At 70.2% G+C, this 26,104-nt stretch carries 27 protein-coding genes and 1 pseudogene; 17 read left to right on the top strand and 11 right to left on the bottom strand.

Annotated features, from left to right (window positions below; translation table 11 throughout):
• Positions 1–36 precede the first annotated feature (36 nt).
• The 3 genes from DEJ00_RS00755 (at position 37) to DEJ00_RS00745 (ending at position 3,246) form a co-directional block, all read left to right on the top strand.
• Positions 37–1,566: a PTS mannitol transporter subunit IICB gene (locus tag DEJ00_RS00755; RefSeq protein ID WP_111056134.1), complete on the top strand. Its 1,530-nt coding sequence runs from the start codon at positions 37–39 to the stop codon at positions 1,564–1,566.
• A gap of 88 nt (positions 1,567–1,654) precedes the next feature.
• Positions 1,655–2,092, top strand: coding sequence for a PTS sugar transporter subunit IIA (locus DEJ00_RS00750; RefSeq protein ID WP_071244331.1), 438 nt, complete (start codon positions 1,655–1,657; stop codon positions 2,090–2,092).
• The gene (locus DEJ00_RS00745; RefSeq protein ID WP_111056133.1) at positions 2,089–3,246 is read left to right on the top strand and encodes a mannitol-1-phosphate 5-dehydrogenase; all 1,158 of its coding nucleotides are present in this window, start codon (positions 2,089–2,091) and stop codon (positions 3,244–3,246) included. The genes DEJ00_RS00750 and DEJ00_RS00745 overlap by 4 nt, the downstream gene beginning before the upstream one ends.
• 73 nt (positions 3,247–3,319) lie before the next feature.
• Here the strand turns inward: DEJ00_RS00745 and DEJ00_RS00740 are convergent, their stop codons facing one another.
• The 8 genes from DEJ00_RS00740 to DEJ00_RS00705 are packed head-to-tail and all read right to left on the bottom strand — an operon-like array spanning position 3,320 to position 13,039.
• The gene (locus DEJ00_RS00740; protein WP_111056132.1) at positions 3,320–3,928 is read right to left on the bottom strand and encodes a hypothetical protein; all 609 of its coding nucleotides are present in this window, start codon (positions 3,926–3,928) and stop codon (positions 3,320–3,322) included.
• On the bottom strand, positions 3,925–4,269 hold the full coding sequence (locus DEJ00_RS00735) for a hypothetical protein (RefSeq protein WP_111056131.1): 345 nt from the start codon (positions 4,267–4,269) through the stop codon (positions 3,925–3,927). The genes DEJ00_RS00740 and DEJ00_RS00735 overlap by 4 nt, the downstream gene beginning before the upstream one ends.
• Complete coding sequence (gene eccCa, locus DEJ00_RS00730) at positions 4,259–8,323, bottom strand: type VII secretion protein EccCa (RefSeq protein ID WP_111056130.1); 4,065 nt, start codon at positions 8,321–8,323, stop codon at positions 4,259–4,261. The genes DEJ00_RS00735 and eccCa overlap by 11 nt, the downstream gene beginning before the upstream one ends.
• Complete coding sequence (locus tag DEJ00_RS00725) at positions 8,320–9,174, bottom strand: hypothetical protein (RefSeq protein WP_111056129.1); 855 nt, start codon at positions 9,172–9,174, stop codon at positions 8,320–8,322. The genes eccCa and DEJ00_RS00725 overlap by 4 nt, the downstream gene beginning before the upstream one ends.
• A gap of 2 nt (positions 9,175–9,176) precedes the next feature.
• On the bottom strand, positions 9,177–10,544 hold the full coding sequence (locus DEJ00_RS00720; RefSeq protein ID WP_181440048.1) for an EsaB/YukD family protein: 1,368 nt from the start codon (positions 10,542–10,544) through the stop codon (positions 9,177–9,179).
• A complete protein-coding gene (locus DEJ00_RS00715) occupies positions 10,541–10,837 on the bottom strand; it encodes a hypothetical protein (protein WP_181440047.1) in 297 nt (98 codons plus the stop codon). Before DEJ00_RS00715 ends, DEJ00_RS00720 begins: the two co-directional genes overlap by 4 nt.
• The gene (locus tag DEJ00_RS00710) at positions 10,821–11,930 is read right to left on the bottom strand and encodes a DUF6177 family protein (protein ID WP_111056127.1); all 1,110 of its coding nucleotides are present in this window, start codon (positions 11,928–11,930) and stop codon (positions 10,821–10,823) included. Before DEJ00_RS00710 ends, DEJ00_RS00715 begins: the two co-directional genes overlap by 17 nt.
• The gene (locus tag DEJ00_RS00705) at positions 11,927–13,039 is read right to left on the bottom strand and encodes an FHA domain-containing protein (RefSeq protein ID WP_146247847.1); all 1,113 of its coding nucleotides are present in this window, start codon (positions 13,037–13,039) and stop codon (positions 11,927–11,929) included. The genes DEJ00_RS00710 and DEJ00_RS00705 overlap by 4 nt, the downstream gene beginning before the upstream one ends.
• A gap of 98 nt (positions 13,040–13,137) precedes the next feature.
• Between DEJ00_RS00705 and DEJ00_RS00700 the strand changes: the two genes are divergently transcribed.
• The 5 genes from DEJ00_RS00700 to DEJ00_RS00680 all read left to right on the top strand — a co-directional run bounded on the left by DEJ00_RS00700 (position 13,138) and on the right by DEJ00_RS00680 (position 17,032).
• Positions 13,138–13,473 carry a WXG100 family type VII secretion target gene (locus DEJ00_RS00700; protein ID WP_111056125.1) on the top strand — a complete coding sequence of 112 codons (336 nt, stop codon included), beginning with the start codon at positions 13,138–13,140 and terminating at the stop codon, positions 13,471–13,473.
• A 29-nt stretch (positions 13,474–13,502) separates the two neighbouring features.
• Positions 13,503–13,820, top strand: coding sequence for a pore-forming ESAT-6 family protein (locus DEJ00_RS00695; protein ID WP_027466434.1), 318 nt, complete (start codon positions 13,503–13,505; stop codon positions 13,818–13,820).
• Position 13,821: 1 nt separating this feature from the next.
• Complete coding sequence (locus DEJ00_RS00690; protein ID WP_051596903.1) at positions 13,822–14,205, top strand: DUF6507 family protein; 384 nt, start codon at positions 13,822–13,824, stop codon at positions 14,203–14,205.
• The gene (locus DEJ00_RS00685) at positions 14,202–16,562 is read left to right on the top strand and encodes a TNT domain-containing protein (protein ID WP_111056124.1); all 2,361 of its coding nucleotides are present in this window, start codon (positions 14,202–14,204) and stop codon (positions 16,560–16,562) included. Before DEJ00_RS00690 ends, DEJ00_RS00685 begins: the two co-directional genes overlap by 4 nt.
• 92 nt (positions 16,563–16,654) lie before the next feature.
• Positions 16,655–17,032, top strand: a complete 378-nt coding sequence (locus tag DEJ00_RS00680) for a hypothetical protein (RefSeq protein WP_111056123.1) — start codon at positions 16,655–16,657, stop codon at positions 17,030–17,032.
• A gap of 654 nt (positions 17,033–17,686) precedes the next feature.
• Here the strand turns inward: DEJ00_RS00680 and DEJ00_RS00675 are convergent.
• Complete coding sequence (locus tag DEJ00_RS00675; protein ID WP_111056122.1) at positions 17,687–18,343, bottom strand: TNT domain-containing protein; 657 nt, start codon at positions 18,341–18,343, stop codon at positions 17,687–17,689.
• Positions 18,344–18,510: 167 nt separating this feature from the next.
• On the opposite strand from DEJ00_RS00675, the gene DEJ00_RS00665 reads away from it, so the two are divergent.
• From DEJ00_RS00665 to DEJ00_RS18200, 3 genes are all read left to right on the top strand, one after another.
• On the top strand, positions 18,511–18,786 hold the full coding sequence (locus DEJ00_RS00665; protein ID WP_146247846.1) for a hypothetical protein: 276 nt from the start codon (positions 18,511–18,513) through the stop codon (positions 18,784–18,786).
• 111 nt (positions 18,787–18,897) lie between these two features.
• Positions 18,898–19,167: a hypothetical protein gene (locus DEJ00_RS00660; protein WP_110861326.1), complete on the top strand. Its 270-nt coding sequence runs from the start codon at positions 18,898–18,900 to the stop codon at positions 19,165–19,167.
• A 527-nt stretch (positions 19,168–19,694) separates the two neighbouring features.
• Positions 19,695–20,378, top strand: coding sequence for a hypothetical protein (locus tag DEJ00_RS18200; RefSeq protein WP_146247845.1), 684 nt, complete (start codon positions 19,695–19,697; stop codon positions 20,376–20,378).
• Between the two features lie 299 nt (positions 20,379–20,677).
• On the opposite strand, the pseudogene DEJ00_RS18920 reads toward DEJ00_RS18200, so the two are convergent.
• Positions 20,678–20,863, bottom strand: a pseudogene (locus DEJ00_RS18920) (hypothetical protein); the annotation flags it as partial.
• 160 nt (positions 20,864–21,023) lie between these two features.
• Here DEJ00_RS18920 and DEJ00_RS00650 point away from each other — a divergent pair.
• From DEJ00_RS00650 to DEJ00_RS00625, 6 genes are all read left to right on the top strand, one after another.
• A complete protein-coding gene (locus DEJ00_RS00650; protein ID WP_111056119.1) occupies positions 21,024–21,485 on the top strand; it encodes a hypothetical protein in 462 nt (153 codons plus the stop codon).
• Positions 21,486–21,940: 455 nt separating this feature from the next.
• The gene (locus DEJ00_RS00645; RefSeq protein WP_111056118.1) at positions 21,941–22,873 is read left to right on the top strand and encodes an NADP-dependent oxidoreductase; all 933 of its coding nucleotides are present in this window, start codon (positions 21,941–21,943) and stop codon (positions 22,871–22,873) included.
• 120 nt (positions 22,874–22,993) lie between these two features.
• Positions 22,994–23,479, top strand: coding sequence for a DUF805 domain-containing protein (locus DEJ00_RS00640; RefSeq protein WP_111056117.1), 486 nt, complete (start codon positions 22,994–22,996; stop codon positions 23,477–23,479).
• A gap of 82 nt (positions 23,480–23,561) precedes the next feature.
• Complete coding sequence (locus DEJ00_RS00635) at positions 23,562–24,146, top strand: DUF805 domain-containing protein (RefSeq protein ID WP_111056116.1); 585 nt, start codon at positions 23,562–23,564, stop codon at positions 24,144–24,146.
• Positions 24,143–24,667 carry a DUF805 domain-containing protein gene (locus DEJ00_RS00630; protein WP_071244290.1) on the top strand — a complete coding sequence of 175 codons (525 nt, stop codon included), beginning with the start codon at positions 24,143–24,145 and terminating at the stop codon, positions 24,665–24,667. The genes DEJ00_RS00635 and DEJ00_RS00630 overlap by 4 nt, the downstream gene beginning before the upstream one ends.
• Positions 24,664–25,368: a DUF805 domain-containing protein gene (locus tag DEJ00_RS00625; RefSeq protein ID WP_146247844.1), complete on the top strand. Its 705-nt coding sequence runs from the start codon at positions 24,664–24,666 to the stop codon at positions 25,366–25,368. Before DEJ00_RS00630 ends, DEJ00_RS00625 begins: the two co-directional genes overlap by 4 nt.
• Positions 25,369–25,435: 67 nt before the next feature.
• On the opposite strand, the gene DEJ00_RS00620 is transcribed toward DEJ00_RS00625, so the two are convergent.
• Complete coding sequence (locus DEJ00_RS00620) at positions 25,436–26,077, bottom strand: TNT domain-containing protein (protein WP_111056115.1); 642 nt, start codon at positions 26,075–26,077, stop codon at positions 25,436–25,438.
• Positions 26,078–26,104: the final 27 nt, after the last annotated feature.

Below are 26,104 nucleotides of genomic sequence, written 5' to 3'. Positions count from 1 at the left end.
CACGCAGCAGCTCCACCACACAGAAAGTCACCGCACATGACAACGTCGTCCGTTGCAGCGCCCGACGCACCCGCGAAGTCGCGGGGCGGCGCACGCGTCGCCGTTCAGAAGTTCGGCACGTTCCTCTCCGGCATGGTCATGCCCAACATCGCGATCTTCATCGCGTGGGGCATCATCACGGCCTTCTTCATCCCGGACGGCTGGACGCCGGTCGCGGCGCTCGGCGGATCCCGCGACGGGAGCGTCGTCGGCGTCGTCGGCCCGATCCTGACTTACCTCATCCCGCTCGCGATCGCGATCCAGGGTGGCCGCATGGTCTACGAGACCCGCGGTGCCGTCGTCGGTTCGATCTTCGCGATGGGTGTCATCCTCGGGTCCGACTCGACGATGATCCTCGGTGCGATGATCTGCGGGCCGCTCGGTGCGTACATCATCAAGCAGCTGGACCGTCTGTGGGACGGGAAGATCAAGCCGGGCTTCGAGATGCTGGTCAACAACTACGCCGCCGGCATCCTCGGGTTCGGGTTGTTCCTGGCCGGGTTCTTCTGGCTGTCGAAGGTCTTCACCGGGATCGCGACCGCACTCGGTGCAGCTGTCGAGTTCTTGATCAACCACTCCCTGCTCCCGCTCGCGAGCGTGTTCATCGAGCCGGCGAAGGTGTTCTTCCTCAACAACGCGATCAACCACGGCGTGCTCGACCAGCTCGGCGTGGACCAGGTCAAGGAGTCGGGCAAGTCGATCCTGTTCCTGCTCGAGGCGAACCCCGGCCCCGGCCTCGGCCTGCTGCTGGCGTTCACCATCTTCGGTGTCGGCATCGCCCGTTCGACCGCCCCCGGCGCGATCATCATCCAGTTCTTCGGCGGCATCCACGAGATCTACTTCCCGTACGTGCTGCAGAAGCCGGTCATGTTCATCGCGGTCATCCTCGGTGGCGGCACGGGCGTGCTGACGAACGTCATCTTCAACTCCGGCCTGACGGCACCTGCGTCCCCCGGATCGATCTTCGCGGTGTTCCTGAACACGCCGCGGGACAGTTTCCTCGGCGTCACCCTGTCGGTCGTCCTGTCCGCGGCAGTCACGTTCGCGGTCGCGTCGTTCTTCCTCCTCGCCACCCGCAAGCGTGACCGCGAGATGGGCAACGACGGGGACATGAGCGCCGCGATGGCGAAGCTCCAGGCGAACAAGGGCCGCGACGTCAACTCGGCCACCGCGGGTCTGCTCGGCGGCAACGCCCCGGCCAGCACCGAAGAGGCCGCCGCGTCGGGCACCACCGCCACTGCGACGAAGGTCCAGAACCTGGTCTTCGCCTGCGACGCCGGCATGGGCTCGAGCGCGATGGGCGCCAGTGTCCTGCGCAACAAGATCAAGAAGGCGGGCATCGAAGGGGTCACGGTCTCCAACAAGGCGATCGCGAACCTGTCCGGTGACGAGGACCTGATCATCACGCAGGAAGAACTGACGGACCGCGCGAAGCAGAAGAACCCGAACGCGCAGCACGTGTCGGTCGGCAACTTCATGAACGCTCCGCAGTACGACCAGGTCGTCGAGCAGCTGAAGAACCAGTAACGCCACAACCAGTAACGAAGTGCAGTATCGGAGGGGACGGGGCTGACCCGTCCCCTCCATCTCGTCCTCAACACAAGGAGAACCCCCGATGCCCGTCCTGCAGGAGAGCCAGATCCGCATCCACACCGAGGACACCGCGCCGACCAAGTCGGAAGCGATGAAGGAGGCGGCCGAGATCCTCGAGGCTGCGGGCGCGGTCACGGCCGACTACTACCCGGCCATGCTCGAGCGTGAGAAGAGCGTGTCCACCTACATGGGCAACTTCCTCGCCATCCCGCACGGTACCAACGACGCGAAGGACGCCATCAAGTCGTCCGCCCTGTCGTTCATCCGCTACGCCAGCCCGATCGACTGGGACGGCAACCCCGTGCGCTTCGTCGTCGGCATCGCCGGCGTGAACAACGAGCACCTCGACATTCTGTCGAAGATCGCGATCGTGTTCTCCGACGAGGACGAGGTCCAGAAGCTCACCGACGCGGCCGACACCGCTGCGATCCTGTCGATCCTCGGCGAGGTCAACGAGTGAGCACCAGCACCGCCGTCCACTTCGGCGCCGGCAACATCGGCCGCGGCTTCGTCGGGCTCCTGCTCCACGAGGCCGGGTACGAGGTCGTCTTCGCCGACGTCGCCGCCCCGCTCATCGACGCCCTGGCCGCAGCCGACTCGTACACCGTGCACGAGGTCGGGGCCGGCGCCCAGGACCACGAGGTCACGAACTTCCGCGCACTGAACAGCGCGCAGGACGAGGACGGCGTGGTCGCCGAGATCGCGACCGCAGCGATCGTCACGTGCGCCGTGGGCCCGAACGTCCTGAGGTTCATCGCCCCGGTCATCGCGCGCGCGCTCGTCGCCCGTGACGCGGACGCCGCACCGATCGCCGTCATGGCGTGCGAGAACGCGCTGAACGCCACGGACCGGTTGCGCGAGTTCATCGTCGCCGCCCTGCCCGAGGACGGCCGCGACGCCGCCCTGGCCAAGGCCGTCTTCGCGAACACCGCCGTCGACCGCATCGTGCCCGCACAGCCCGAGGGCGGCGGACTCGACGTGACCGTCGAGACCTACTTCGAGTGGGCCATCGACCGCACGCCGTTCGGTGGGAACGAGCCGGAGATCCCCGGCGCGCACTACGTCGACGGCCTCGCGGCGTCGATCGAGCGCAAGCTCTTCACGGTGAACACCGGCCACGCCACGGTTGCATACCACGGCTTCGTCGCCGGGGCCGACAAGATCTCGGACGCCATCGCGATTCCCGCCGTGCGCTCCGAGCTCGAGTCCGTGCTCGCCGAGACGAGCGACCTGCTCATCCGCCGGCACGAGCTCGACCCCGAGGTGCACCGCGCGTACGTGCAGGCGATCATCGGCCGGTTCGAGAACCCGCACCTGCCCGACACGGTGACCCGCGTCGGCCGCCAGCCGCTCCGCAAGCTGTCGCGCGACGAGCGGTTCGTCTCGCCCGCCGCCGCGCTGGCCGAGGACGGCACGGAGCCGACGGCGCTGCTGGACGCGATGGGTGCGGCACTCCGCTTCGACGTCGCGGACGACGAGCAGAGCGTCGAACTGCAGGCGCTGCTGGCGTCGGACGCGTCCGACGCGGACGTCGCCACGCAGATCACCGGTCTCGCTGCGGAGCACCCGCTGCACGCTGCGTTCACCGAGCGGATCCGGTCCGCGCGCGCCTGACGACGTCAGCACCGACGAACGGGAGGCCCGTCACCAGCTGGTGACGGGCCTCCCGTTCGTCCACCGGTCGCGGCTACCAGCCCAGGGCCGTGAGCAGACCGGACACCGTCGTGATCGTGGTGTCGCTGATCGCTCCCACCTGGACCCGACCGGGACGGCCGAGCGCGCGGTCGGCGCGCAGCACGAGGACCGCCGAGACCCCGGTGTCGCTCAGCCGACGGGTGTCCACCGGATCGTGCGCCGCGCCGCGGTCCACGAGCACCACGACCGATCGCCCGATGAGGGTCGGGTCCGGAGCATCGGCGATGGACGCGAGCGCTGCCCGGACGTCCGCTGCACCGTCGGCGGTGGCCCGCCCGACCACGACGAGGGAGTTCTCCGGCGTCGCCGCGAGGACGGCGGCAGGGCCGACGTGCGCCCCCATGTCGTGCACCGTCACGCGTGAGGTGGCCGGTTGCAGGGTGGGGAGTCGTGCGGCGAGCTCGCCACCGGAGTGGTCCGTCGCCTGGACCACCACGCCGAGACGTCCGCCGACCGCATCGGCGAGGAGTGCCGCGACGGTCGTCGTGCCGGTGCCGCCGGCGACCCCGGCGACGAGCACGGTCCGGGCGCGCTGCACCGCGGCGCGTCGGGATCCGGGCATCGGGGGCAGCGGCGCGGAGGTCGGGGGTGTGGTGCTCACGCGCCGTCCTCCACGAGGAGCTGGGCGTCGATCGACGCTGCGAAGGCCTGGACGATCGCCACACCGACCTCGCCCGTCGGCCCCCACGGAACCCAGGCCTCGGTCCACCAGACGGGTGCGGCGAGCGTCGCCCACGGCGCGAGTCGTGCGATCTCCGCGGCGTTCTCGACACGCTCGGGCATCTGGACACTCAGGACGGCCCGCCCGCGGTCGTCGACGATCTCGGTGACCACGCGGTCGAGCGTTCGCACCCGCAGATCCGGCGCGATCTGCGCTCCGGCCTCGACCAGTGCGAGCGACGAGGGAGCCGCAGCGGACAAGATGTTCACCTCACGGGGCATCGACGGCTCCCTTCGGGTCGAGCACGGTCGTCTGACCGGCGGGGTCGGCCTGCGCCGGGGCGACGGTCGTCGCCGTGGGGAAGTGGGCGACCTGCACGATGCGCGGGGGCGTCCCGCGTCGGACGAGACGCCCACGGCCGGGCGGGAACTGCTCCGCGTAGACCTTCGGGAACACCTGCCCCTCCGACCGTTCGCCGCTCAGCACGAGCCCGGTCGCACCCGAGTCGCGGATCGACTGGATCACGGTGTCGTACATCGCGCGTGCGGCACCGGCGACGGGCCGCGTGAGCACGACGTGGAGTCCGAGGTCACGCGCCGACGGCAGGTACGGCATGAGGGGCGCGAGCGGGTCGGTGCCGGCCGACGCGACGATGTCGTAGTCGTCGACGAGCACCACGATGCGGGGCCGTGGTCCGGTGGACGTGCCGGCGGCGCGCTGCTCGAGCTCCGCGGCGATGGCCGCGGCGAGCCCCCGGGCATCCCGGCCGTTCGCCGCGTGCCCGCCGAGGAAGTCGTCCGGCGTCCCGGCCGCAGCGCTGCCGCGGACGTCCATGAAGGCGAGGACGAGCTCGTCCGGCGTCGAACGATCCATGAACCCGGCCGCCAGCCCCCGGAGGAGCGCGGTCTTGCCACTGGCCGTGTCACCGAACACCAGCAGGTGCTGGTCGACGGCAGGGTCGAAGGCCACGAAGTCCATCGTGTCCTGGCGGAGCGCGAACGGCACCGTCGTCGGGGTGTCGAGCGGGTCCGGGAGCTCGGCCGGGTCGAACGACTCCGGGAGCAGGCGGATCGGCGCGGCAGCCGGACCACCCCAGCTGTCGGCGACCCGCTGCGCGAGGGCGCCGAGCTCGTCGCCGACCACACCGTCCTCCACGTCGTCGAGCACCGGCAGGGCCACCTGGCCGAACAACTCGCCGTCGGTGAGGACACGACCGGGCTCGCCGGACTTCAGGGTCTCCGCGGCGGCGCGGGCGATCGTGGAGTCTGCCGGGTCGTTGAGGCGCAGTTCGAACCGCTGTCCGATCAGGGGCTGGCTCGCGAGCCGGAGTTCGTTCCACCGGGTGAGCCCGAGGACGACGTGGATGCCGAAACTGCCGCCGCGCTGGAGCAGGTCGGCGAAGGCGTCCTCGAGCTCCTCGAACTCGGTGCGCATCACGCCGAACCCGTCGACGAGGAGCACCACGTCCGCCGATCCCAGTTCGGGGACACGGCCGGCGGCGTGCCGGGTGCGGAGCATCGCGAGTGAGTCGATGCCGTGGTCGCGGAACACCCGTTCGCGCAGGCGGATCATCGCCTGCAGCTCCTCGACCAGCCGGAGCAGGCGGTTCCGGTCGGCACGCGTGGCGACACCGCCCACGTGCGGGAAGCCCTCGATGCGACCGAGGCCGCCGCCGGCGAGGTCCATCCCGTAGACGCTGACCTGCCGGGGCGTGGTGGTCAGCGCAAGCGATGCGGCCAGCGTGCGGAGGAAGGTGGTCCGGCCGGAGCCGGGCGCTCCGATGACGGCGACGTGTCCGCCGCCCCGGGTGAGGTCCAGCATCCACGGCCGCTGTCGCTGCCGCGCGGGGTCGTCGAGCAGGCCGATCGGCACCGTGACCCCGGTCGGGTCGGAGACGGCGTTCGGGTCGAGGACGGCGCCGAGTGCGAGACGCGTCGGCAGCGGCGGCAGCCAAACCGGCGTGGTGTCTCGGTCGCCGCGGTCGAGGCGTTCGACGGCCTCGTCGACGACGCTCCGGCCGACGTCGGGTGCCTCGAGCGTGACCTCACCGGGTTCGTCGTCCTCGGCCGCCAGCGTGTTGTAGACGGGCAGCTCGAACGGCTCGGGGGCGGTGTCCGCGGACGACGTGGTGACGGCCGACGCGGGAGCGGCGTCCTCGACCGGGCCGGACACGTAGCCGGATCGGAACCGCGTGTACACGCTCGTGTCCACCTTGAGGTAGCCGTAGCCGGGCACGGCGGGCAGGTGGAACGCGTCGCCCGTGTCGAGCACGACCTGGCTCTCGGCTTCGGAGAACGTGCGCAGGCCGAGCCGGTAGGACAGGTAGGTGTCGAGGCCGCGGAGCTTCCCGGCCTCGATCCGTTGGCTGGAGAGCAGCAGGTGCACGCCGATCGATCGCCCGATGCGGCCGATCATGAGGAGCAGGTCGACGAACTCGGGTTCCGCGGTGAGCAGCTCGCCGAACTCGTCGATGACGAGCACGAGGTGCGGCATCGGCGGCAGGTCCGGTCGCTGGGTGCGGAGTTCCCGGTAGTGCGTGATGGAGGGCGCCGATCCGGCGTCGCGCAGCATCTCCTGACGCCGTCGGACCTCGCCGGCGATCGAGGCCCGGGCACGCCGGGTGAGCTGCGGGTCGTCGGCGAGGTTGTCGATGAGACCCGCGACGTGCGGGAGGCGGGCGAACGGGGCGAACGCGGCACCGCCCTTGTAGTCGACGAGGATCATCGCGAGGTCCTCCGGAGGGTGCGACACCGCGAGGCCGAGCACGAGGGTGCGGAGCATCTCGCTCTTGCCGGATCCGGTCGCACCGATGCAGATACCGTGCGGCCCCATGCCGAGCTGCGCCGACTCCTTGAGGTCGAGCAGCAGCGGAGCGCCGAAGTCGTCGACACCGATCGGCACGCGCAGGAAGTCCCGCGGGGCTCGGGGGCGCCAGGTGCGGTCCGGGTCGATCGTGGCGACGTCGTCGACCCCGAGCAGGTCCGAGACGCCGATGGCGGCCGACGACTCGGCACGCTGCTCGGTGTCGGCGGACAGTCGGAGGGGTGCGAGCGCTCGCGCGACGGCGGTGACGAGGGGCGGGGCGACGGGGTCGCAGACGGCGAGCTGGACCGGAGCGGGCTCGCCTTCCTCGACGTCGCGGGCGTCGACGATCTCGAGGAGCGTCGTGCGTGCACCGGATCCGGCGCCCGTGCCATGGTCGGCACCCGGGGCGTCCGACCTCGCAGTCACCCGTACCCGGACGTCCGACGGTTCGTGCAGCCGGTCGGCGACGAGGTGCACGACCGTGATCCGGAGGTCCTCCGGCCGGGTCTCGCCCTCGGGGAGCGCGAGCGGAACGGCGACGGCGCCGTGCTCGTCCGCGAACACCACCAGGCGCGGCAGGTCGCTGCGCTTGGCCGAGTCACCGGATCGCCGGTACATCGCGGCGGTCCGGGCGCGTTCGCCCAGCTCGCCGGCGAGGGTGCGTGCGAGCGCCGGGACGTCCTCGGCGACCCGGCGCGCGCGCAGCGGCCCGTCGAAGGTGCGGTCCATCCGTGCGTGCGGGAGCAGGTCGAACCAGTCCCAGTCATCGGCGCGCGCCGCCGGGAACGCCGCGGCGAGGTGCAGGTCGTCCGGGGCGTGCAGCGCTGCGAGCTGTACGACGAGTGCCCGTGCGACCTCGAGCACGGCGTCGCGGTCGCCGACGACCGAGACGTCCCCGGCGCCGTCGAGTCGGACTGCGATGGGCATGGCGTGCACGGTGCCGTAGTGTTCGGCGACCTGCTCGAGCTCGGCGAGCATGAGCGGGTCGAGCGGCTGCACCGGGTTCTGGTCGGGCGGCACGGCGAGGTCGAGCCACCCCACGTCACCTGATCCGACGCGGACCCGCAGGAAGTCGCCGTGCGTGCGCCGCCGTTCCCAGAGGCGTGCCGGGTCACCGACGAGACGGGGGAGGGTGTCGGGCGAGGGGTCGACGTGCTCGGCCCGTTCCCGGATGGCGGTCGTGCGCGTCCGCAGGTCGCCGCGCAGTTCCTCGAGGTAGTCGAGGTACCGCTCGCGCTGCGTCCGCCGGTTCCGGACGGCGTTGCCCCGCTGGGTGAAGGCCATGCCGAGGCCGCCGACGAGGGCGACCACGAAGACCAGGGCGGCGACGACCATGAGCACCGGGTTGTTGCCCCGGAGCACGACCATCATCACGACCGACGAGATCGCACCGACGACCGGCAGCAGCGACTGCAGCGGGAGGCCGCCACTCGGCCCCTCCGGGAGCTGCGGTGGCGGGGCGAGTTGCTCGGCCTCGGGACGGACGAGCGGGGTGGAGACCCGGGCGGGCCGGTGCACGACGCGGTTCACCGGGCGACCTCCGGGGTCGTGCGGCCGGTGCGACGGTCGACCGCGGCGTCGACGAGCGCGGCCGTCAGGTGGATGAGCGCGATCCGGGAGGCCGTGGGGCGTTCGCCGCCCCCAGCGACGCTCGGGTCGCCCGGGATCGGGTGGACGGCGTGCCCGGGCCACCGGACGGCGGTGCGCGCGGCCCGGAGGCCAGCCCCCGTGGTGTCGACCGGGACGACCAGGACGCGCGTGTCCGGTGCGTGCCGCCGGACGGCGTCGGCGTGGGCGACGCCCTCCTCGATGGCGGGGCGGTCCGGGCCGGTGACGAGAGCGACGACGTGGGCATCGGCAGCCACGGCGCCGAGGTCGACGAACGGGCTCCTGGACCCCCAGTCCCCGACGACGACGTCGAAGAACCGCGCGATCGGTTCGACGGCGTCGGTCCACTCGGCGGGTGCGGCCTGTCGGCTCGGGAGGCGCGGGTCGCCGATCCGCAGCACGTGCAGTCCGGACAGGGTCACCGCCAGACCGTCGGTCGCGTCCCAGGACGTCCGGGCGGCGTCACGGCGCTCGGACCGCGGCGTCGGGTCCGTCCGGTCGGCGCCGGCGTGGGTGGCGAACGAGCGCAGCCCGGCGGCACCGTCCACGCCGAGCACCCGTCCGGAGCGACGACGGGCGAGCACGGTCGCCACGGCTGCCGCGGTCACGGAGCAGCCGGTGCCGCCCCGGAGCGAGGCGAACGCGATGCGCCGACTGGTGGGAACGGCCTGCCGGATGGCCCGGTGCGCATCGTCGAGCTCGCGTGCACCACCGGCCACGCTGCCGAAAAACGCCCGCCCGAGCGCGGGGACGACGTCGTCGAGGAGCCGCATGGTCAGAACGTCTCCAGGAGTGCGGCGAAGAGGCCGAAGGTGCCGAGCAGCAGCGGCAGTGCCACGACGACCGAGATCGTCTCGAGGACGTTGCCGAGCGACCGCAGGCGGGCTCGCTGGTGTGCGGCCGGCCGGACCCCGGCGAGCAGGGCTCCGAGCACCCCGAGGCCTGCGAGCGCGCCGAGCACCTGGAACGGTGCGGTGGTGGCGTGACCGAGGAGCCCGAGCACCGCGGCGACCACGACGGCGCTCCAGAGCAGCACGCCCTGCAGCGTCAGCGGGAAGGCGCGCGTGCGGAGTGCGGCGACGACGACCACCGCGGCGCCGAGCCCGACGGCCCAGGGGTCGCGGTCGGAGACGAGTGCGGCGCCGGCGAGGGCGACGGGGGCGGCCACCGCGGCGGTCGTCCAGTCGAGTGCTCGGTACGCGTCCTCGAGCGCCGTGACGACGCGGGCGCGAGCGACGGGCTCGCCGCCGCTCACACGGTCGTCGAGGCCGGTCAGTCCGGCGGAGGACATCGCGACCGAGGGCAGGAGCCCGCAGACGGCGATGGCTGCGATCCCGACCACGCCCCAGCCGGCGGCCTGCGGCGCCGGAGTGAGCCAGGTGAGCATGCCGAGCAGCGGGAGCACGACGCCGACGACGGCCGCGACGCCGATCGTCCGCGTGCGCTGTCCGACGCCGAGTCCGAGGCCGAGCGCGATCCACGCCCAGACGAGCACCAGGGCGGCGACCATCGCGGGTTGGTCGCCGTCCCGCCCGACGACCGGTCCGACGGCCAGCCCGATCGGCAGCGCGAGCCCGGTGGCCGCGGCCGTGAGGGCGATGCCGGTCCAGCGGGCCCCGGCACGACCCGCGACGAGCGCCGCGATCGCCAGGACCACGCCGCTGCCGACGAGCACGGACGGCAACAGTGCGGGGGAGACGGTCCCGCCGTCGAACGCGGCTCGGACCGAGGCGACGGTGAACGCGGCGACCACGAGGGTGCCCGCGACCGAGGCGGTGGCCCCGACGGCGGCGGCGGCGACGGACCAGCGTGCGGCGGTGCCCCAGCCGTCGCGACGACGGCCGAGCGAGTCCGCGACGGCGTCGGTGACGTCCGAGACCTCGGGCGGCGGTGGTGCGTCGGCGCGACGGACGAGGTGCAGGACCTCGCCGTCGGCGATCTCCTGCGTGGCGGCGTCCGCGGCCAGGGACACCTCTTCACCGGTGACGCGCACGAGGGCGACGGGTTGCGCGCTGTCCGCGATCGGTTCGTCGAGGATGTCGACCAGCCGCGGCAGCAGTCCGGCGAACGGCTCGTCGGAGGCGACGACGACGTCTGCACGGCGGCCGACACCGACGACGGTCACGCGGGTGAAGTCGCTCAATTGGTCTCCTGCTGGGGTTGCGCGGTCGGCTCGGTCTGCTCGGTCCGGAGGGGCTGCGGGGTCTGCTGCGCCTGTTGCTGGGCGGCCTGCTGCGCCAGCGCGTTCGTGACGAAGGAGTACCCGAGGCACCCGACCCCCACGACCGCGGCGAGCACCACGCTGCCGATGAACCGCTTGACGTTGTCGTTCACCAACCGGCGGTCGGCGAGGCGCCCGAGCACGAACGCCTGCCGGAGTCGTCGGCGGTGCGTCGAGACGCTCTCCAGCAGGATCGAGTCACTGTTCCGCGGCACGCTGCACCTGCTCCCTCGTCCGGTCGTCCATCCCGACGGCGTCGGCGACGCGGTCGGGCCCGATGTGGTCGATGACGTCGGCCAGCTCGTCGACCGGGTTGCGGTCCTGCCGCCGCCCGAAGGGCAGCACGAGCGCCGGGATCCGAGGGCGTCCGGCGATGACGGCGCCGAAGCGGTCGCGCATCGCCTCGACGTCGAGGTCGAGCTGCCGGACGGCCGGCGCACCGAGGAGCATCGCGACCGGCAGCGGGGGCGGGGACAGCCGCGGCGCCTGCGCGAGGTCCGCGCGGCCCGGGCGCCGGAGCACCAGGGCGAAGAGCGGCAGCTGCGTCGTGGCGAGCCGCCCGAGCACCTGCGGGACGGCGGCGACCCGCATCTCGGAGACGGTGTCCCCGAGTGCGCCGACCGCGAGCAGTCCGGTGGTGAGCTCCTCGACGCCGTGCTCGGTGCGCTGCGCGGTGATCGTCACCGCGAGGGGCGCGTCGGGCGAACCGACGGCGAGGAACCGCGTGGAGTCGGGCATCCGCGAGCGAGCGGCCTCGGTGAGGGTGTGCCGGTCCCACGCGTGACCGGCGGGTTCGTGCGTCCCCCAGCCGGTCGGTGCCGCCCCGGCGAGCTCCGTCGCGAGGAGTTCGGTGGTGGCCCCGAGGACGGTCTCGTCCGCGGCCCGGTGCCGGACGGACACCGAGACGACGAGGTGTTCCGCCGTCGGCGTCCAGGGGCGCAGGTACCCGACCGCCACGTCCTGCACCGAGGTCGGCGGTCCGGTCCGGAGCGCGTCCGTGAAGTCGTCGAGTCGTCCGCCGTCGAGTCCGTTCCGCAGGCCGTCGTCGCCGCGGACGACCCACGCCCCGCCGCAGTCGAGCAACGCCTGGCGGAAGGCCTCGGTCACGACGGACAGGCCGTCGGTCACCAGGATCGGTCGGGCACCCTCGGCTGCCGCGGTGGCGAGCAGGTCCGCCTGGGCACGTCCGAGCCGCACGATCCCCGCGCGGGTCTCGTACCGGATGCTGCCGTCGCCCGCCGAGTCGACGAGCGGGTGCGTCGCGCCCGGACGGTCGTCCGCGGCGGTGTCGCGGCGGAACGGGCTCACGGCGTCGCTCCGACCCGGTCGACCACGAACGCGTGGTCGCCGATCCGGACCGTCGAGCCTGCGGGCACGGGCAGGTCGACGCCGGGGACGAGGTCCTCGAACGAGGCGTCCGAGCGGATCACCGAGGTGCCGTTGGTCGAGCCGAGGTCGCGCAGCACCACGACTCCCGCCGCCTGCACGAGGGCGACGTGCGTCTTCGACAGCGTGCGCGACAGGTCCGGCACCGCGACGGTCGCCACGCCGGGCTCGGCCTCGGGGTTCCGGCCGACCACGCACGTGCCGTGGAACCAGTGCACCGCACCGGAGTCGAAGCGCAGCACGACCGCGTCGGGCGGTACCGAGTCGTCGGCCACGGGTGCGGTCGGCGCGGGCACCGCCGCGAACCCGGACGCGGGGGTGGGACCGAACCCCGCACGACGGGTGGCGTCGAGACCAGCCTGCACCGCGCCTCCAGACAGCGGCGCCGACCCCGGACGGACACCCGCCGACGCGGCCGCACCGAAGGCGGTCCCGAGCGCGGGGACAGCTGGGTCAAGGGGTTCACGGCCGGTCCGGAGCGACGCGGTCACCGTGCCCGTCGCCGCGGCCCACGGGCCGGCTCCGGGCGCACGTCGGTGCCGACCGCCACCGAGTCGGGCGAGCTGTCGGACGGGCCCGGCGGGCAGCGCGTCGTCGACGTCGACGACGCGGGTACGGAGGAGCAGCCCGCCCGGCCCGCGGCCCGTCCTGGAGGCACGCATCACCACGATCGCGGTCGTCACGACGAGCCCGGCGACCGCTCCGGCGACGGCGGTACCCACGGGGTCGGAGGAGGGGACCGCGGTGTGGGCGAGGAAGAGGAGGGCGGCGCCGGCGGCACCGCCGAGCAGGCAGACGACGACGTCCACCAGCCGGGCGAGGACGACAGCACCGGCCGGGGCCGTGGCGACGCCCTGCACGGCGTCGTACTCGGCGGAGCCGACCGTGCGCCCGAGGAGGGCACCGCAGTCGGTGCAGAAGCGCTGGCCCTGGCTCGTCGCGACCCCGCAGCGACCACAGGTCAGCACGGGCACCACGGACTCGACCACCATCGACGACATGCCCCACCTCCCCTCGGCAGGAACGATCATGTCAGAACCGGAGGGTGACGCGCGCGGCGGACGTGGTCTACGCTGCGTGTATTCGCTGTCACCCGTTCGGGGTGGGGGAACGACGGAGAGGATGCGCGATGAAGTTCGCGATGGGGGCTCAGGTCCTGACCAACCTGACCAAGCAGACGTCCGGTGCTTCCGGCGACCTGGGGACGCTCGTGCGCAAGCTGGCCGACTCGGCCGAGCCGCTGCAGGGTCGCTTCAACGGTGCCGGTCGACAGGCCTTCGACCGTTTCAAGGCCGAGACCGACTCCATCGCCAACGAGCTGAACGGTGCGCTCGCGAGCGTGCTGCAGGGCATCTCGGGCATGGACCGATCGTTCCAGGAAGGCGACCAGGACATGGCGCAGTCCACGAGCTCGCTCGAGGGCAGCTCGAACTTCGACGCGGCCCGCTTCAGCGGCCGCGCCTGACGGATCTTCGGGGAGAGGGAGAGAACACCATGAGCGGTGGCAACCAGGCAGATCGTCGCGACTACGACGTCGCGGCCTCGCAGAACGCACAGGACAACTTCAACGCCGTCGCGGCGCAGCTCGAGTCGCTCATCGCGCAGCGTGACTCCGACGTGAAGGCAGCCATGGCCGACTACCAGGCCGACGGCGTCTCGGACGAGTACCACGCCAAGGAACAGCGGTGGAACACGGTCGCCGGCGAGGTCAAGCAGATCATCGCGACGCTGCGTGCATCGCTGCAGTCGAACGACGAGTCGGCGCAGTCGGCCATCAGCAAGGCGAAGTCGGCCGTCGGCAACATCGGCTGACGTGGTCGACGGATGGCGGGTCGACCCCGCCGGGGTCGAGGCCGTGCTGACGGACGTGTCGACCAAGACAACGACGATGAACAACGCTCTGGGCGGATCCGCGGACGGATCGATCCAGGGCGTCGGGGAAGTCGTGCAGGACGCCGCGACGGCAGCACAGTCACCGGTGATCGGTGAGGCGCTCGCCGGGTTCTTCGAGCACCGGCAGGCCACACTGACGGGGATCCAGAACCGGATCCAGGCGTCGCTCTACGGCGCTGCCGGCGCGACACGTGCCATCGTCGACGGCGATGACGAGATGGGTGCTGCCACGGCACAGGCGAACGCCGTCACGGCGTCCACCAACGGCGACTTCCGCGCGTTCGACGGGATGTTCGACCGGTGACCGGCGTCGTCAAGACGGGAGCCATCCCGTACACGGACGTCCAGCTCGAGGCGATCACGAGCGGCGCCGCTTCGCTGCGGACCGTCGCGTCGGCCGTCCGCGACGGCACGGCCGACATCGTCACCGCCTGGAGCCGCATCTCCGGTTCCTACGAGGGCCCGAGCGATCAGGAACTCTTCGCGGTCATGACGCCCATCGGGCCCCAGGGCACAACGTTCGGCGATGACCTGGACACCGCGGCGAAGGCGCTCGACACGTTCGTCACCGAGGTCACACCGATCGTCGCTGCGCTCAAGGCGTACGTCACGCGTGCCGAGCAGCTGCACCGTGACGTCGATGCGTTCACCCCGAAGACCGCGACGACCGAGTACGGCAACAACGCGACCGTCGAGTCCTGGGACCAGGACGAGACCCTGACCGACGAGAACAACGCGATCATCAACGGCGTCGCCGCCCAGGTGGTGGCGTACCAGGCTGCCGAGCGCACCTGCGCGAACACCATCCGCGGGCTGTCCGGCCTGCAACCGCTGCACGCGATGAGCGGCAGTGGCTCGGACGACGCCCTCGCATACGGGTACGACAAACTGCCCGCCGGCACGAACCTGCCGTGGGGGACCGCGTCGGAGCGGAAGGAATCGTGCTCCGGGAAAACCGTCGACTTCCTGCCGAACATGCTCACGGCCGTGGCCGTCGATGGCATCTGGGGCACCGTGAAGGGGCTCGGCACCCTCGTCGGTCTGGACGGCACGGGTTTCCACCTGGAGACCGCGGCGACGTCGTGGAGCGGAGTCCTCGCCCTCACCGGCTTCAACACGAAGACCATGCAGAAGGACCCCGACCTCCAGCGCGAGGCGTGGACCCAGGTGGGGAAGGCCACCGTCGGTTGGGACGAGTGGGGCAGGGACCCCGGTCGCGCCGCCGGACAGGCGCTGTGGGGGATCGGCTCGATCGTCATCCCGATCGTCGGTCAGGCGGGCAAGCTCGGCGCCGTCGGCAAGGTCGGCGAAGTCGCGGGGGCCGTCGGCAAGGCGGGGAAGTACCTCGACCTCGTCGATGCCGGCGCGTGGGTCTCGAAGGGCCTGACCAAGGTGCTGCCTAGGCTCGATGAGCTCAAGACGATCATGACGAAGGGTGTCGGTGACGACGCCGTCGGGTCGACCGGGCGACTCGCCGACTTCAAGACCGGGCTCGGTGACTACCTGCACGGACGGCACGGCGACGCCGACGTCGAGGTGCCGCCGGCTCGGACCGAGGCGGACACGGACGTGCGGGCGGGGAGCGACGCGAACGCACACGCGGACGCCGGCGACGCGACGGTGCACGCGCCGGAGCGGGAGCCGGCGCTCGTCGGGGCCGGTGGGCGCGGGGAGCATGGCGAGACGGCGACAGGCGACGGCGGTTCGACGTCGGGGTCGCACGGCGGGGCAGGGCACGGGGGCGATTCGGCCGGGCACGGTGGCGACTCGACCGGCCATGGCGGTTCTGGGCACGGCACGGACGCCGGGCACGGCACCGGCGCGGGTTCTGAACCTGGTGACGTGCCTCCGGCAGACCGTGGGCACGAGGTCGGTCCGAAGGAGTCGTTCGGCCAGGTGCCGTACGGGGACGGCGTGGCGAACCACGCGGGTCCGGGCGGCGGTCCACTCGTCGACGACCTGACTCGTCCCGGAAGCGATTTGCCGGACGGGGTCACGATCGTCGAGCACAGGGGAAAGCCCGTGGACGGAATGTACGGTGAGCCGCGTCCTGACCACGGTGACCTCAACCTCGCTTACGCCGCTCCGGGCGACCCGCTCTACTCGCCGACGCACGGCAGCGACGGACACGTCAACCCCGCCACGGAGCGACTGGTGACGACTGGTTACGGACCAGACGGCTACTACGGGCACCATGCCGACGGATCTCCGTTGACGCGCAACGAGTACGTCGAGCGGTACGTCAAGCCGGACGGTTCACCGCGGTATCCGGGAAATGATGGGGCCGTCGCTGGTACTCGCATTCGTTTCGAGGATCCGACGGTCTTCGATAATTACTACTCGACCACCATCGACAGGATGGGTCGAGACACTGGCGACTACTTCTCGTTCCCAGGAACGTCCTATGAACAGCGAGGTCTGCCGCCGACGAACCTTCGTGACCCGTACTCCGTGTTCCACATCGACACTGTCGCGCTCAGGGATCACGGCTACTCGATCGAGGTCAGTAGGATTGATCCCGCATTTGCCCAGCCCGGCGGCGGTCTTCAGGTGCAGATCATCGCTCCCGACGGTGCGGCGATCGACGCTGCTCAGCTCCTCGAAGGAGACCTAAGAGCCGGGCTGCCACCGATGATCACGAGAGAGGCGTTCGTCAGGTGAGGACCACAGCACACGGCCGAGCGATCGGTGCGGCGGCCGGGAATCCCCAACCCGACCCGACGAGCCTCCCTGGGATCCTCCGGGAAGCGGGAGTGCTCCTGGAGTACGGCGACCTCGAGACGCAGATCGGAATCCAGTCGGATCCGCTTGCGATCTTCAAACGGGACAGGGGTTCTGCTCGCCTGCTGACGACGTTCAGCCACGAGGCTGACGCGGAACGCTACTTGCTGATCAAGTCGCGACCCGAGCTCGTGTCGGAACCGTGGGACGCTGCTCCCGATCGTTACACCTGGCCGGAAGGCGTCGACGCAGATGACGAGGCGTCCGAGCTGACCGTCACATGGCGATCGGAGGACGGATTGCATCGTATCGCTACGCGGGCTGCCGGCGAGCGTCGCAATGTGTGCATGACGGCGTGGGTGCGGGACGCGCCGATCGAGGAGCTGCTGGAACGTGCGGCTCGCACGTGAGATGAGACCGAGTCAATCCCGAAGAAAGTCTTGTCCCTGCGATCAGGCGGAGGGCCTTCACTCTTGATCGACTAACGCGAACTTCTTTCAGCCGACGCGAACCTGCTTGGGCCGTTCCTGGCAACGAACCGCCCGACCTGTCTTCAGTCCTCGGCCTCAAGCGAGACGAGCGGGTCGTCTTCGAGTACGCGACGCCGGAGGTAGCCTTCCACATAGTCGCAGACGGCGCCGGGTACTCGTTCGCGACTCGTGACCGTGGAAGCGCCTGGCCCCTCGTGAGATTCAGCCGGCTCGAGGACGCCTAGTGGTACGTCTTGGTGCGCGATGGAGCCGAGCCGGACGATGCTCCGTGGTTCGACGGCACAGGAAACACGTCCGATGGTGTCGAGGTTCTCGACGACAACTCGGAGCGAGTGCTTCGTTGGCGCATCGACCGGCGTGAACACGTCGTATCAGCCGTCTCAGGCCTCGGCTGGTCGCTGGCCTACTGACTCGCATGGAACGTCAGCCTTCCCCTTGCCGAAGTGGTTGAGATCGTCGATTCGCCTTCTCCGGGGCAGCACGTCGGAAGCGTCCAGTTCGGAGTGGACCGGGCCAGCTCGGGGTCACTCTGCTGCCGCCGGTCTCAGCGCACGGATGCCGAATCGACTATCGCTAACGAGTCTGCGCTTTGACCGGCACGGAGATACGACGAAGCGAACCCTCGACGAGGAGGTCCCGGATCGTCATCGTCTCGTCGGCGATCGCGTAGCGGATCGCGCCACCGGGCTGGCCGAACCAGGCGGGCACGATCGATGCTCGAACGAGCACGGTCGCCTCGGTCACGAACTGGTGCACTCCGGAAGGCTCCCGAAGCGCCGTCGGCGGCAGGGAGCGAGACTCGAACGAAGCGTTGAGCTGGGTCAAGAGCCAGCCGTCGGGCGCGCCGATGCGGTCCACGAGGATCCCAGGCGGGAGTTGGATCAAGCTCCCGCCACCACGCGCCATGATCTGCTCGCGGAGCTGCGGGTAGTACGGAGCGAGTCTGTCCTCGATCGCGGAGACCTCCGACGGGGCCATCGTCAGCACCGGCGGGATCGGCCGGTCGAGGAACCCCAGAAGTGCTCGCCCGATCGCGTCCTCGTCAGGGGCCTTGACGACGACCCGAGGCTGCCCGTAGTCGATGCACTGCACTTCGAAGGCCTGCCCGACCTGCACCACCCGGAGTGCACCCTCGGGAGCGGGCCCGGCTGGCGGATCGCCAGGGAGGATGACCAGCTCCAGGCCGAAGCCCCGGCCATCGAGGTCAGCGCGAAGCTGTTCGAACGTCATGCCACGAGCGTAACAACGGATATTGGGTACGGGCGGCGGTGGAGGAACGATTGGGAGCGGATCCCGCCTCTGAAGAACAACCCGGCGATCACAAAGAGCGTGAAGGTGGATCCGGCATCCAGCCCCGCCCGGGCGACCTGGCCTGAACGGAAGGACCGCACTTGGTCGTGGATGTCGCTCTCAGCCAAGCAGTAGTGCAACTGATCGGGAAGGGGCGCAGTGCGACACCCGGTGAGTCCTGGATCGAAGTGGAGTCGCTTCCCGACACGGTTCACCGTGATCTCGAGGAGGTCATGCGCGACTATGAGACGCTGTCACAGATCGACTGGGCCTCCGTCGACAACGACTTGATCTGCGGGATGGATCTGGTCAAGGGGAACTTCTCGCGACTTCACTCAGACCTGGATCCCTCGGCGCTCGACGCGCTCGACGCGCTCGAGTGAAAGTTCTCCTGGGATTGGCGCTGAACCGATGAGATGCCGCTGCCGCTCGGGATCCTCCAGGCGCTCGGCGTGCTCCGCGAACTCCTTCGGCACTGAGAACAGGACGAACTCATGGATGACATCGACGCCACGCGCGAACTCGCCCTTGCCGAAGCCGCAGGTGTTCCCTTCTGCTGGATGCGGCGGCCCTCCAACGACGTGGACACCTCTTGCATCTACAAGACTGCAGACGGATGGCGGGTCTCAACGACGAACGAACGAAGCACGGAGGAGTCCGTCAACGACTATTCGGACCGCTCCGCAGCCGTCGACGATTTTGTGAACCGTGTGCAAGGATTCGTCCGGCACAAGGAGCTCCGCAAGAAGTTCCTCGGGCACTAACTCAGTTCGGGTCTCTGTGGTGATTGGGCGCGTTCCGGAACCTTCCACGACCTGGGCTCCTCGAGGGCGCGAGATTGTGGAGCGATTCGCGGTGTCGGACTTTTCGGTGATCGAGGAGCGGTGGACCGTGGTGCCGGACCGCTGACGGGCACGCGGTACGGAAGACGGCGCTACCGTCGACTTCGACGGCATGACTGAACGCGGACACCCGCTACGGCAGGTGTTCTTCGATGTGAAGGCATTGGACCGAGGAATTGCGTTCGCGGACCCGTCTGGTCCGTACTGGCGCAAGCGGATTCCCGAGATGATCGAGCAGGCCGAGGACCAGATCGCCGCCTTGCCTGAAGAGGCTCGATTAGAATGGCATGTGTGGGATCCGTACGCAGCGGACGCCGTTCGACGGCTTCTTCGAGGCGTTGGGAACGACGGCGATGATCTGACGGTCATCTTGACGCCGATGAGAACGGAGTATTTGTCGGATGCCTTTTCCTTCTTGGCTCCGGACTGCGCAGGTGAACGCTCGTGCCGTGTGGGACGCACGAGAAGAGCTGCCCGGACACTTGGCTGGACGAATCGCAGACCAGCTCGCCGCATACGACGAATTCCTTGGCCCTGGCGACGGGTGGACGCTCACCGACGATGACCGCAGTATCCTACCGGATCCTGCAACTCTCGCCTTGGTGCTCTCCCCACACGTCTACCGTGACGCCGAGGGGGTCGCATTCCCGGCACGCGGGTACATCCTGAACGTGTACCGCGAGGGCAGCGCTGGTCATCTTGCGCTGAGATTCCGGGTCGGATCCGCGAGGGCAGTGAAGCGCATGCCTTCCAACACGGTGCAGATCACTATCGCGGGTCCACTGCGCGACGGAGAGCGTCTCTCGATCGACTCCGACCTCGTCGAGGGCGTACTGCGGGGCCTCGTGTCAGCTTGGGATCCGGATTCGGCAGCGGTCTATGACGATGACGCTGCCGTGGCAGCCGAAGGACGAGGCAAGTTCGCGCCGGTAATCGGGCAGCGCACGTGGGTTTCTGATCGTCTTGGAATCGTGCAGACGTCGACCTCTCGTGTTCGTGTCCAGCCGGGCAACGGCGGCCGTTATCTCATTGCTGACGAAACGCTGGATTCCGCTTCCGCTGTGGATGAAGTGTGGTCCTCCCTGCAGGCGAACGACGTCACCGAGATTCACCGAGCTGTCTCCGCGAGATGACTGAGGACGATGAGCTATCCGAAGTGGGTCCGTGCGGATCGAGTGTTCTTTCGTGCCGAATGGGACGGTCGGCAGAAGTGCTTCGGAGGCAAGCCCGAGCACTTGTGGGATGGCCGCGCAGCGTTCGCCGATGCCACCGTCTGATCAGTCGCTGCCGGGGATCCTCCGGAGCTGACCGCAGACGAGCAGGTCCCGGATCGTCACGGTGTCCTCGGCGATGGAGAACCGGATCGCTCCGCCGGGCTGCCAAACCACGGAAGTGTGATCTGCGCATGCACGAGCACGATGCCGTCGGTGACGTGAGGGTGCACGCTCGACGGGAGCGACAAGGCGTTGGGCGGGAGTGGCCTCGACTCGAACGACGCGCCGAACGGGTTGAGGAGCCAACCATCCGGCCCACCGACGCGGTCGACCGGGATCGCGGGCGGGAGCTCAAGGTGAGTCGTATCGACGCGGCATTCGGTCAGCCGGGCGGCGGTCCGCACGTACAGGTCGTGACCTCACGCGGAACTCCGGTCGATGCGATGACGATGCTGCGGAGCAGACCTGACGAAGGAATGCTGCCGTCGATGACGAGAAGGGCTTTCACGCTTGATTGATCGGACTGGCCTTCGGCGACTTGACGCCGATCTGCTCGGAGCGTTCGTGGGCAATGAACCGCCGGACCTCTCTTCGATACCCGGCATCAAGCGCGATGAGCGGATCGTTTTCGAGTACGGCACACCGGAGACCGCTTTCCGGATTGCTTCCGACGGCTCTGGGTACAAGTTCGAGATTCGTGACAAGGGGAGCATCTGGCCTCTCGCGTGGTTCAGCTGTTTGGCCGACGCCGAGCGCTACGTCTTGGTGCGAGAAGGTGAAGCCCGAAATGATGCGCCGTGGTTCGACGGGAAGGCGATGACGCCTGCAGGAGTCGACCTGATTGAGGACAATTCAGACAGAGAGCTTCGGTGGCACATCGACGGTGAGGAACACATCGTGCGAACGCTCTTCGACATCGAGTGGTCACTGGTCTACCGGCTTGCTTGGGTCCGGGAGCGTTCGCTCGCCGAGGTGATCGAGATCGTGAGTGGGTCTTCTCCGGGTACACAAGTGGGAAGCATCTAGTCCCGAATCACTCGATTCGTCCTTCCGCGGCCCCGGGTGTGCGCCGAGCCTGGCTGTCCGAAGACGGCGATGCCGGCGAGCGTGACTCGCACCACTGCGCCTGGCCCGGCACGGAGATTCGACCTCGGTTGGCGTCCGACGCTTGTCCGAAAGGCGGTGGTCATTCCATGAGTCAGTCGCGTGCGGAGCTGAACGGTACGGATGGCGAGTGTCCACCACCAGCGATCGCGGCACCGAGGAATCGACTCGCGAGAGCGGCGACCGCAACGCAGCCGTCGAAGATCTCGTCCGCCGTGTCGAAGGCTCCGCCTGGTACCAGGAGCTACGGAAGCGACCACGCCCTGACCGGCGCGAGCACTCGTGACCATCCGGCGTCGTGCCGGAAGGGCAGCACGAGGCCGGTCAGTCGATCGTGGCTCGTCCCGCCAGCAGGCCGTCGGCGTACCGTCGCACGCATGACGAAGCACTGGGTGGCACCACGGTTCGGCGGCAGCGAAGTCCTGGAGTACGTCGACACCGAGGTGCCGGCGCCCGGCCCCGGCGAGGTCACGATCGCCGTCCGCGCCGCCGGCATGAACCCCGCCGACACGAAGCACACCCGCCAGGGCGACCCCGCGGACCTGCCCATCGCCGTCGGGTACGAGGTCGCCGGCGTCCTGTCCGCCGTCGGCCCCGACACGCAGATCGCGTCCGGCGGGGGAGCGGTCGGCGACGAGGTCCTCGCGTTCCGCATCAGCGGCGGCTGGGCGGAGTCGGTCACGGTGCCCGCGGCCGACGTCTTCGCGAAGCCCGCGTCGCTCGGCTTCCCGGAGGCCGCCAACCTGCTCCTCGCCGGCTCGACCGCCGCCGACATGCTCCGCGTCACCCGCGCCGAGGGGCGCGACACCGTCCTGGTGCACGGCGCCTCGGGCGCGGTCGGCGTCAGCCTGCTCCAGCAGCTGCGGCTGCTCGGCACCCGCGTCATCGGCACCGCGTCGGAACGTGGTGCGGACGTCGTGCGACGCTTCGGTGGCGAGTGGGTCCAGTACGGCGACGGCCTGGAGGCGCGTGTCCGTGACCTCGCACCCTCCGGCATCGACGTGGCACTGGACTGCGTCGGCACCGACGAGGCCGTCGACGTCTCGCTCGCGTTGGTCGCGGACCGGTCACGCATCGTCACGATCGCCGCGCAGGCGCGGGCTGCATCGGACGGCATCGCCGCGGTGGGCGGCGCGCAGCCGGCCAGCAAGGCGTTCCGTGACTCGGTGCGGCAGCGGCTCATCGACCTCGCTGGCGCCGGACAGCTCGAGGTCCCGGTGGCGCGGACCTTCCCGCTGGCGGAGGCGAAGGCGGCGGCGGAGCTGCTGGAGTCCGGGCACCCCGGGGGCAAGCTCGCGCTCCTGCCCTGACCGCACGGTCGGGTCAGATGCACGGTCGGGGCCAGAGTCGTTCGCACGGATGACGCTCGCCGGCTCCGGGGAGTGCCACACTCTGTGTGGACCGACAGCCCCGCCGGAAGGAACCCACCGATGAGCGACCAGTACCCGCCCCGGGACCCGTACGGCCAGTCCGCGCAGCCCGGTCCGGGGCGGCCGAGTGGCGGCAGGTCCGAGCCGCCGCTCTGGGCGCCCTGGTACGGCATCCCGTTCCCCCAGGCGTTCCTGCGCTTCTGGAAGAAGTACGTGCGGTTCGACGGCCGGGCCAGCCAGTCGGAGTACTGGTTCTGGGCGCTCTGGTACCTGATCGGTTCGGCGGCCGCGGGCATCATCGGCAACGGGTTCAACGTGCTGCCGTTCATCGACGACGGTTCCGACGGTCTCGGCAGCCTCTGGAGCCTGGCCTGCGCGCTCGGCTTCATCGCGTTGACCGTGCGGCGGCTGCACGACGTGAACCTCAGCGGCCTGCTCGCCCTGTTGTTCGTCATCCCGCCGATCGGCATCCTGTTCTCGTTGATCGTCGGCCTGATGTCGTCGAACCCGCAGGGGCAGCAGTACGACCGCCCACAGCAGGGGTAACGCGCCGCGTCGGTCCTGACGGCCCCTCAGGAGTTCTGGTTGACTCGACCGTGAACATCAGCCAACACTCGAGGGGGACCACGTGAGCGACCAGTACCCGCAGGATCCGAACAACCAGCCGAACGCCCAGTTCGGCGGCACACCCCAGTACGGCGGCGCACCGCAGTACGGCCAGCAGCCGCCGACCGGACCGAACGGCGAACCGCCGCTCTGGGCACCGTGGTACGGGATCTCCTTCGGCAAGGCCGTCGGCCGCTTCTTCAAGAAGTACGCGACGTTCAGCGGTCGGGCCAGCCGGAGCGAGTTCTGGTGGTGGTACCTGGCGAACGGGATCGTCACCATCGTCCTCAGCATCCTGTACGGCATCGGCTTCGCGACCTCCGAGCGCTCGACCGTGTCGATGTCGTCCTCGGCGTCGACCAGCGTCCAGTCGACCGTCACCGAGCCGTCGGCACTGTTCGTCATCTCGGGCATCCTGTTCCTGCTCTGGGGCCTCGCGATCATCGTCCCGACGCTCGCCCTCGGCTGGCGCCGCCTGCACGACGCGAACCTGACCGGCGCGCTGTGGATCATCGCGATCTTCGTCGGCATCGTCGGCATCGTCTTCGGCCTGCTGCCCTCGAACCCGCAGGGTGCGCGCTTCGACCGTCCGCAGGGCGCCCGATGACCGAGAGCACGCAGCAGTGGGCGCCCCCGCAGCAGCCCGGTCAGCAGACCGACGCCGCGGGGACGCCGCCGCGATGGGCCCCGTGGTACGGGATCTCGTTCCCGAAGGCGGTCGCGCGCTTCTTCGCGAAGTACGCCACGTTCAGCGGTCGTGCGAGCCGGAGCGAGTTCTGGTGGTGGTTCCTGGCGAACACGATCGTCACCGGGGCACTCGTGGCCATCGGCACCGTCATCCGCCTCACCACGCTCAACAGCCGGACCGTCGACTACTACGGCAACGAGATCACCGTGGTCGACCCGGTCCCGCCGGTCTTCTGGGTCGTGCTCGTCCTGCTGGCACTCTGGGGCCTCGCGACCCTGGTGCCGTCGCTCGCCCTCGGCTGGCGACGCCTGCACGATGCGAACCTCTCCGGGGCGCTCTGGATCATCGCGCTGTTCATCGGCGTCGTCGGCATCGTCTTCGGCCTGCTGCCGTCGAACCCGCAGGGCGCACGGTACGACCGGCCCGGGACGAACCGATGAGCAACGGCGGGACGCCCCAGTGGGGCCAGCCGGACGGCGACCAGTCGCAGGGGCAGCCCGGCTACGGGCAGCAGCCCGGCTACGGCGAGCAGCCTCAGTACGGGCAGCAGCCTGGTTACGGGCAGCAGCCCCAGTACGGGCAACAGCCTGGTTACGGGCAGCAGCCGTACCAGCAGCCGTACGCGCAGCCGTACGCAGACCCGTACCCGCAGTTCGCGCAGCCGATCCCGCTCGGTCCCGACGGGGTCCCGCCGCTCTGGGCACCGTGGTACGGCATCGGGTTCCTCGACGCGTTCACCCGGTTCTTCAAGAAGTACGCCCGGTTCGACGGCCGCGCCAGCCGGAGTGAGTTCTGGTACGCGGTGCTCGCGAACGCCATCGTGACCATCGTGCTGTTCGGCGGGTTCTACGCCGTCCTCTTCGCGACGGTCGGGGCGAGTGGCGCCGTCGACGAGTACGGCAACCCCGCGGGGAGCAGTGCGCCGTCGCCGTTCGCCTTCGTCCTGCTCGCGCTCTACTTCGTGTGGTCGCTTGGGACCCTCGTGCCGAGCATCGCCCTGGGGTGGCGTCGCGTGCACGATGCGAACCTGGCCGGTCCGTTCTGGCTCATCGCGCTCTTCGTCAGCGCCGCCGCGATCGTGTTCGGCTGCCTGCCGTCGAACCCGGCCGGTGCGCAGTACGACCGCCCCGACCTGCGGTAGATCCACGAACGAGAACAGCCCGCCCCACGCGTCGAGCGCGGGGCGGGCTGTTCGTGTGTCGGAGGGCTCAGACCACCCGGAGACGGATGAGCGCGCCGTCGACGACCAGGTCACGCACGGTGGCCGACGGGTCGGCGATCTGGAAGCGCAGGGCCCCGCCCGGCTGCTCGAACCACGGCTGGACGAAGCGGACGTTCACCAGGAACGGCCGGTCGACGACGTACCGGTGGGTCTCCGCCGACGAGGTCACGTGCGGGGGCAGCGACCGGCTGGGCAGCGGGGTGTCGAGCGGGTGCAGCAGGTAGCCGTCCGGGCCACCGATGCGGTCGACGGGGACACCGGCCGGGATCTGGATGGTCAGCCCCTGCTCGCCGGCCTGTGCGACCTGCTGCGCGAGCTGCGGGTAGGTCGACGCCGCGCGGTCGCGGAGCCCTTCGAGCTCGTGGCGGGGGATGTCGCGCGGCTCCGGGAACGGACGGTTCAGGAACCGGCGCAGCATCTCGACCGCGTCGTCCTCACCCGTGGCCTGCGCGAGACGACGTGCCGTGCCGTAGTCGACGACCTCGAGCGCGTAGCCGGAGGCGTCGGTCTGGACGATGCGGAGCGCCCCCTCGACCGGCGGTTCGTGCAGGGTCTCGCCGGGGAGCTGCACGTACCGGGTCGTGTAGCCGAGCTGGTCGAGGATGGGGCGGGTGTCCGCGAACGTCATGGTCGGGAGCCTATCGGTCGGCGTGGT

This window comes from Curtobacterium sp. MCLR17_039 (assembly GCF_003234745.1).
GTDB classification, from domain to species: Bacteria; Actinomycetota; Actinomycetes; order Actinomycetales; family Microbacteriaceae; genus Curtobacterium; species Curtobacterium flaccumfaciens.
Note: the sequence above shows the minus strand (reverse complement) of the source record. Positions and strands in the feature narration are given on the sequence as shown.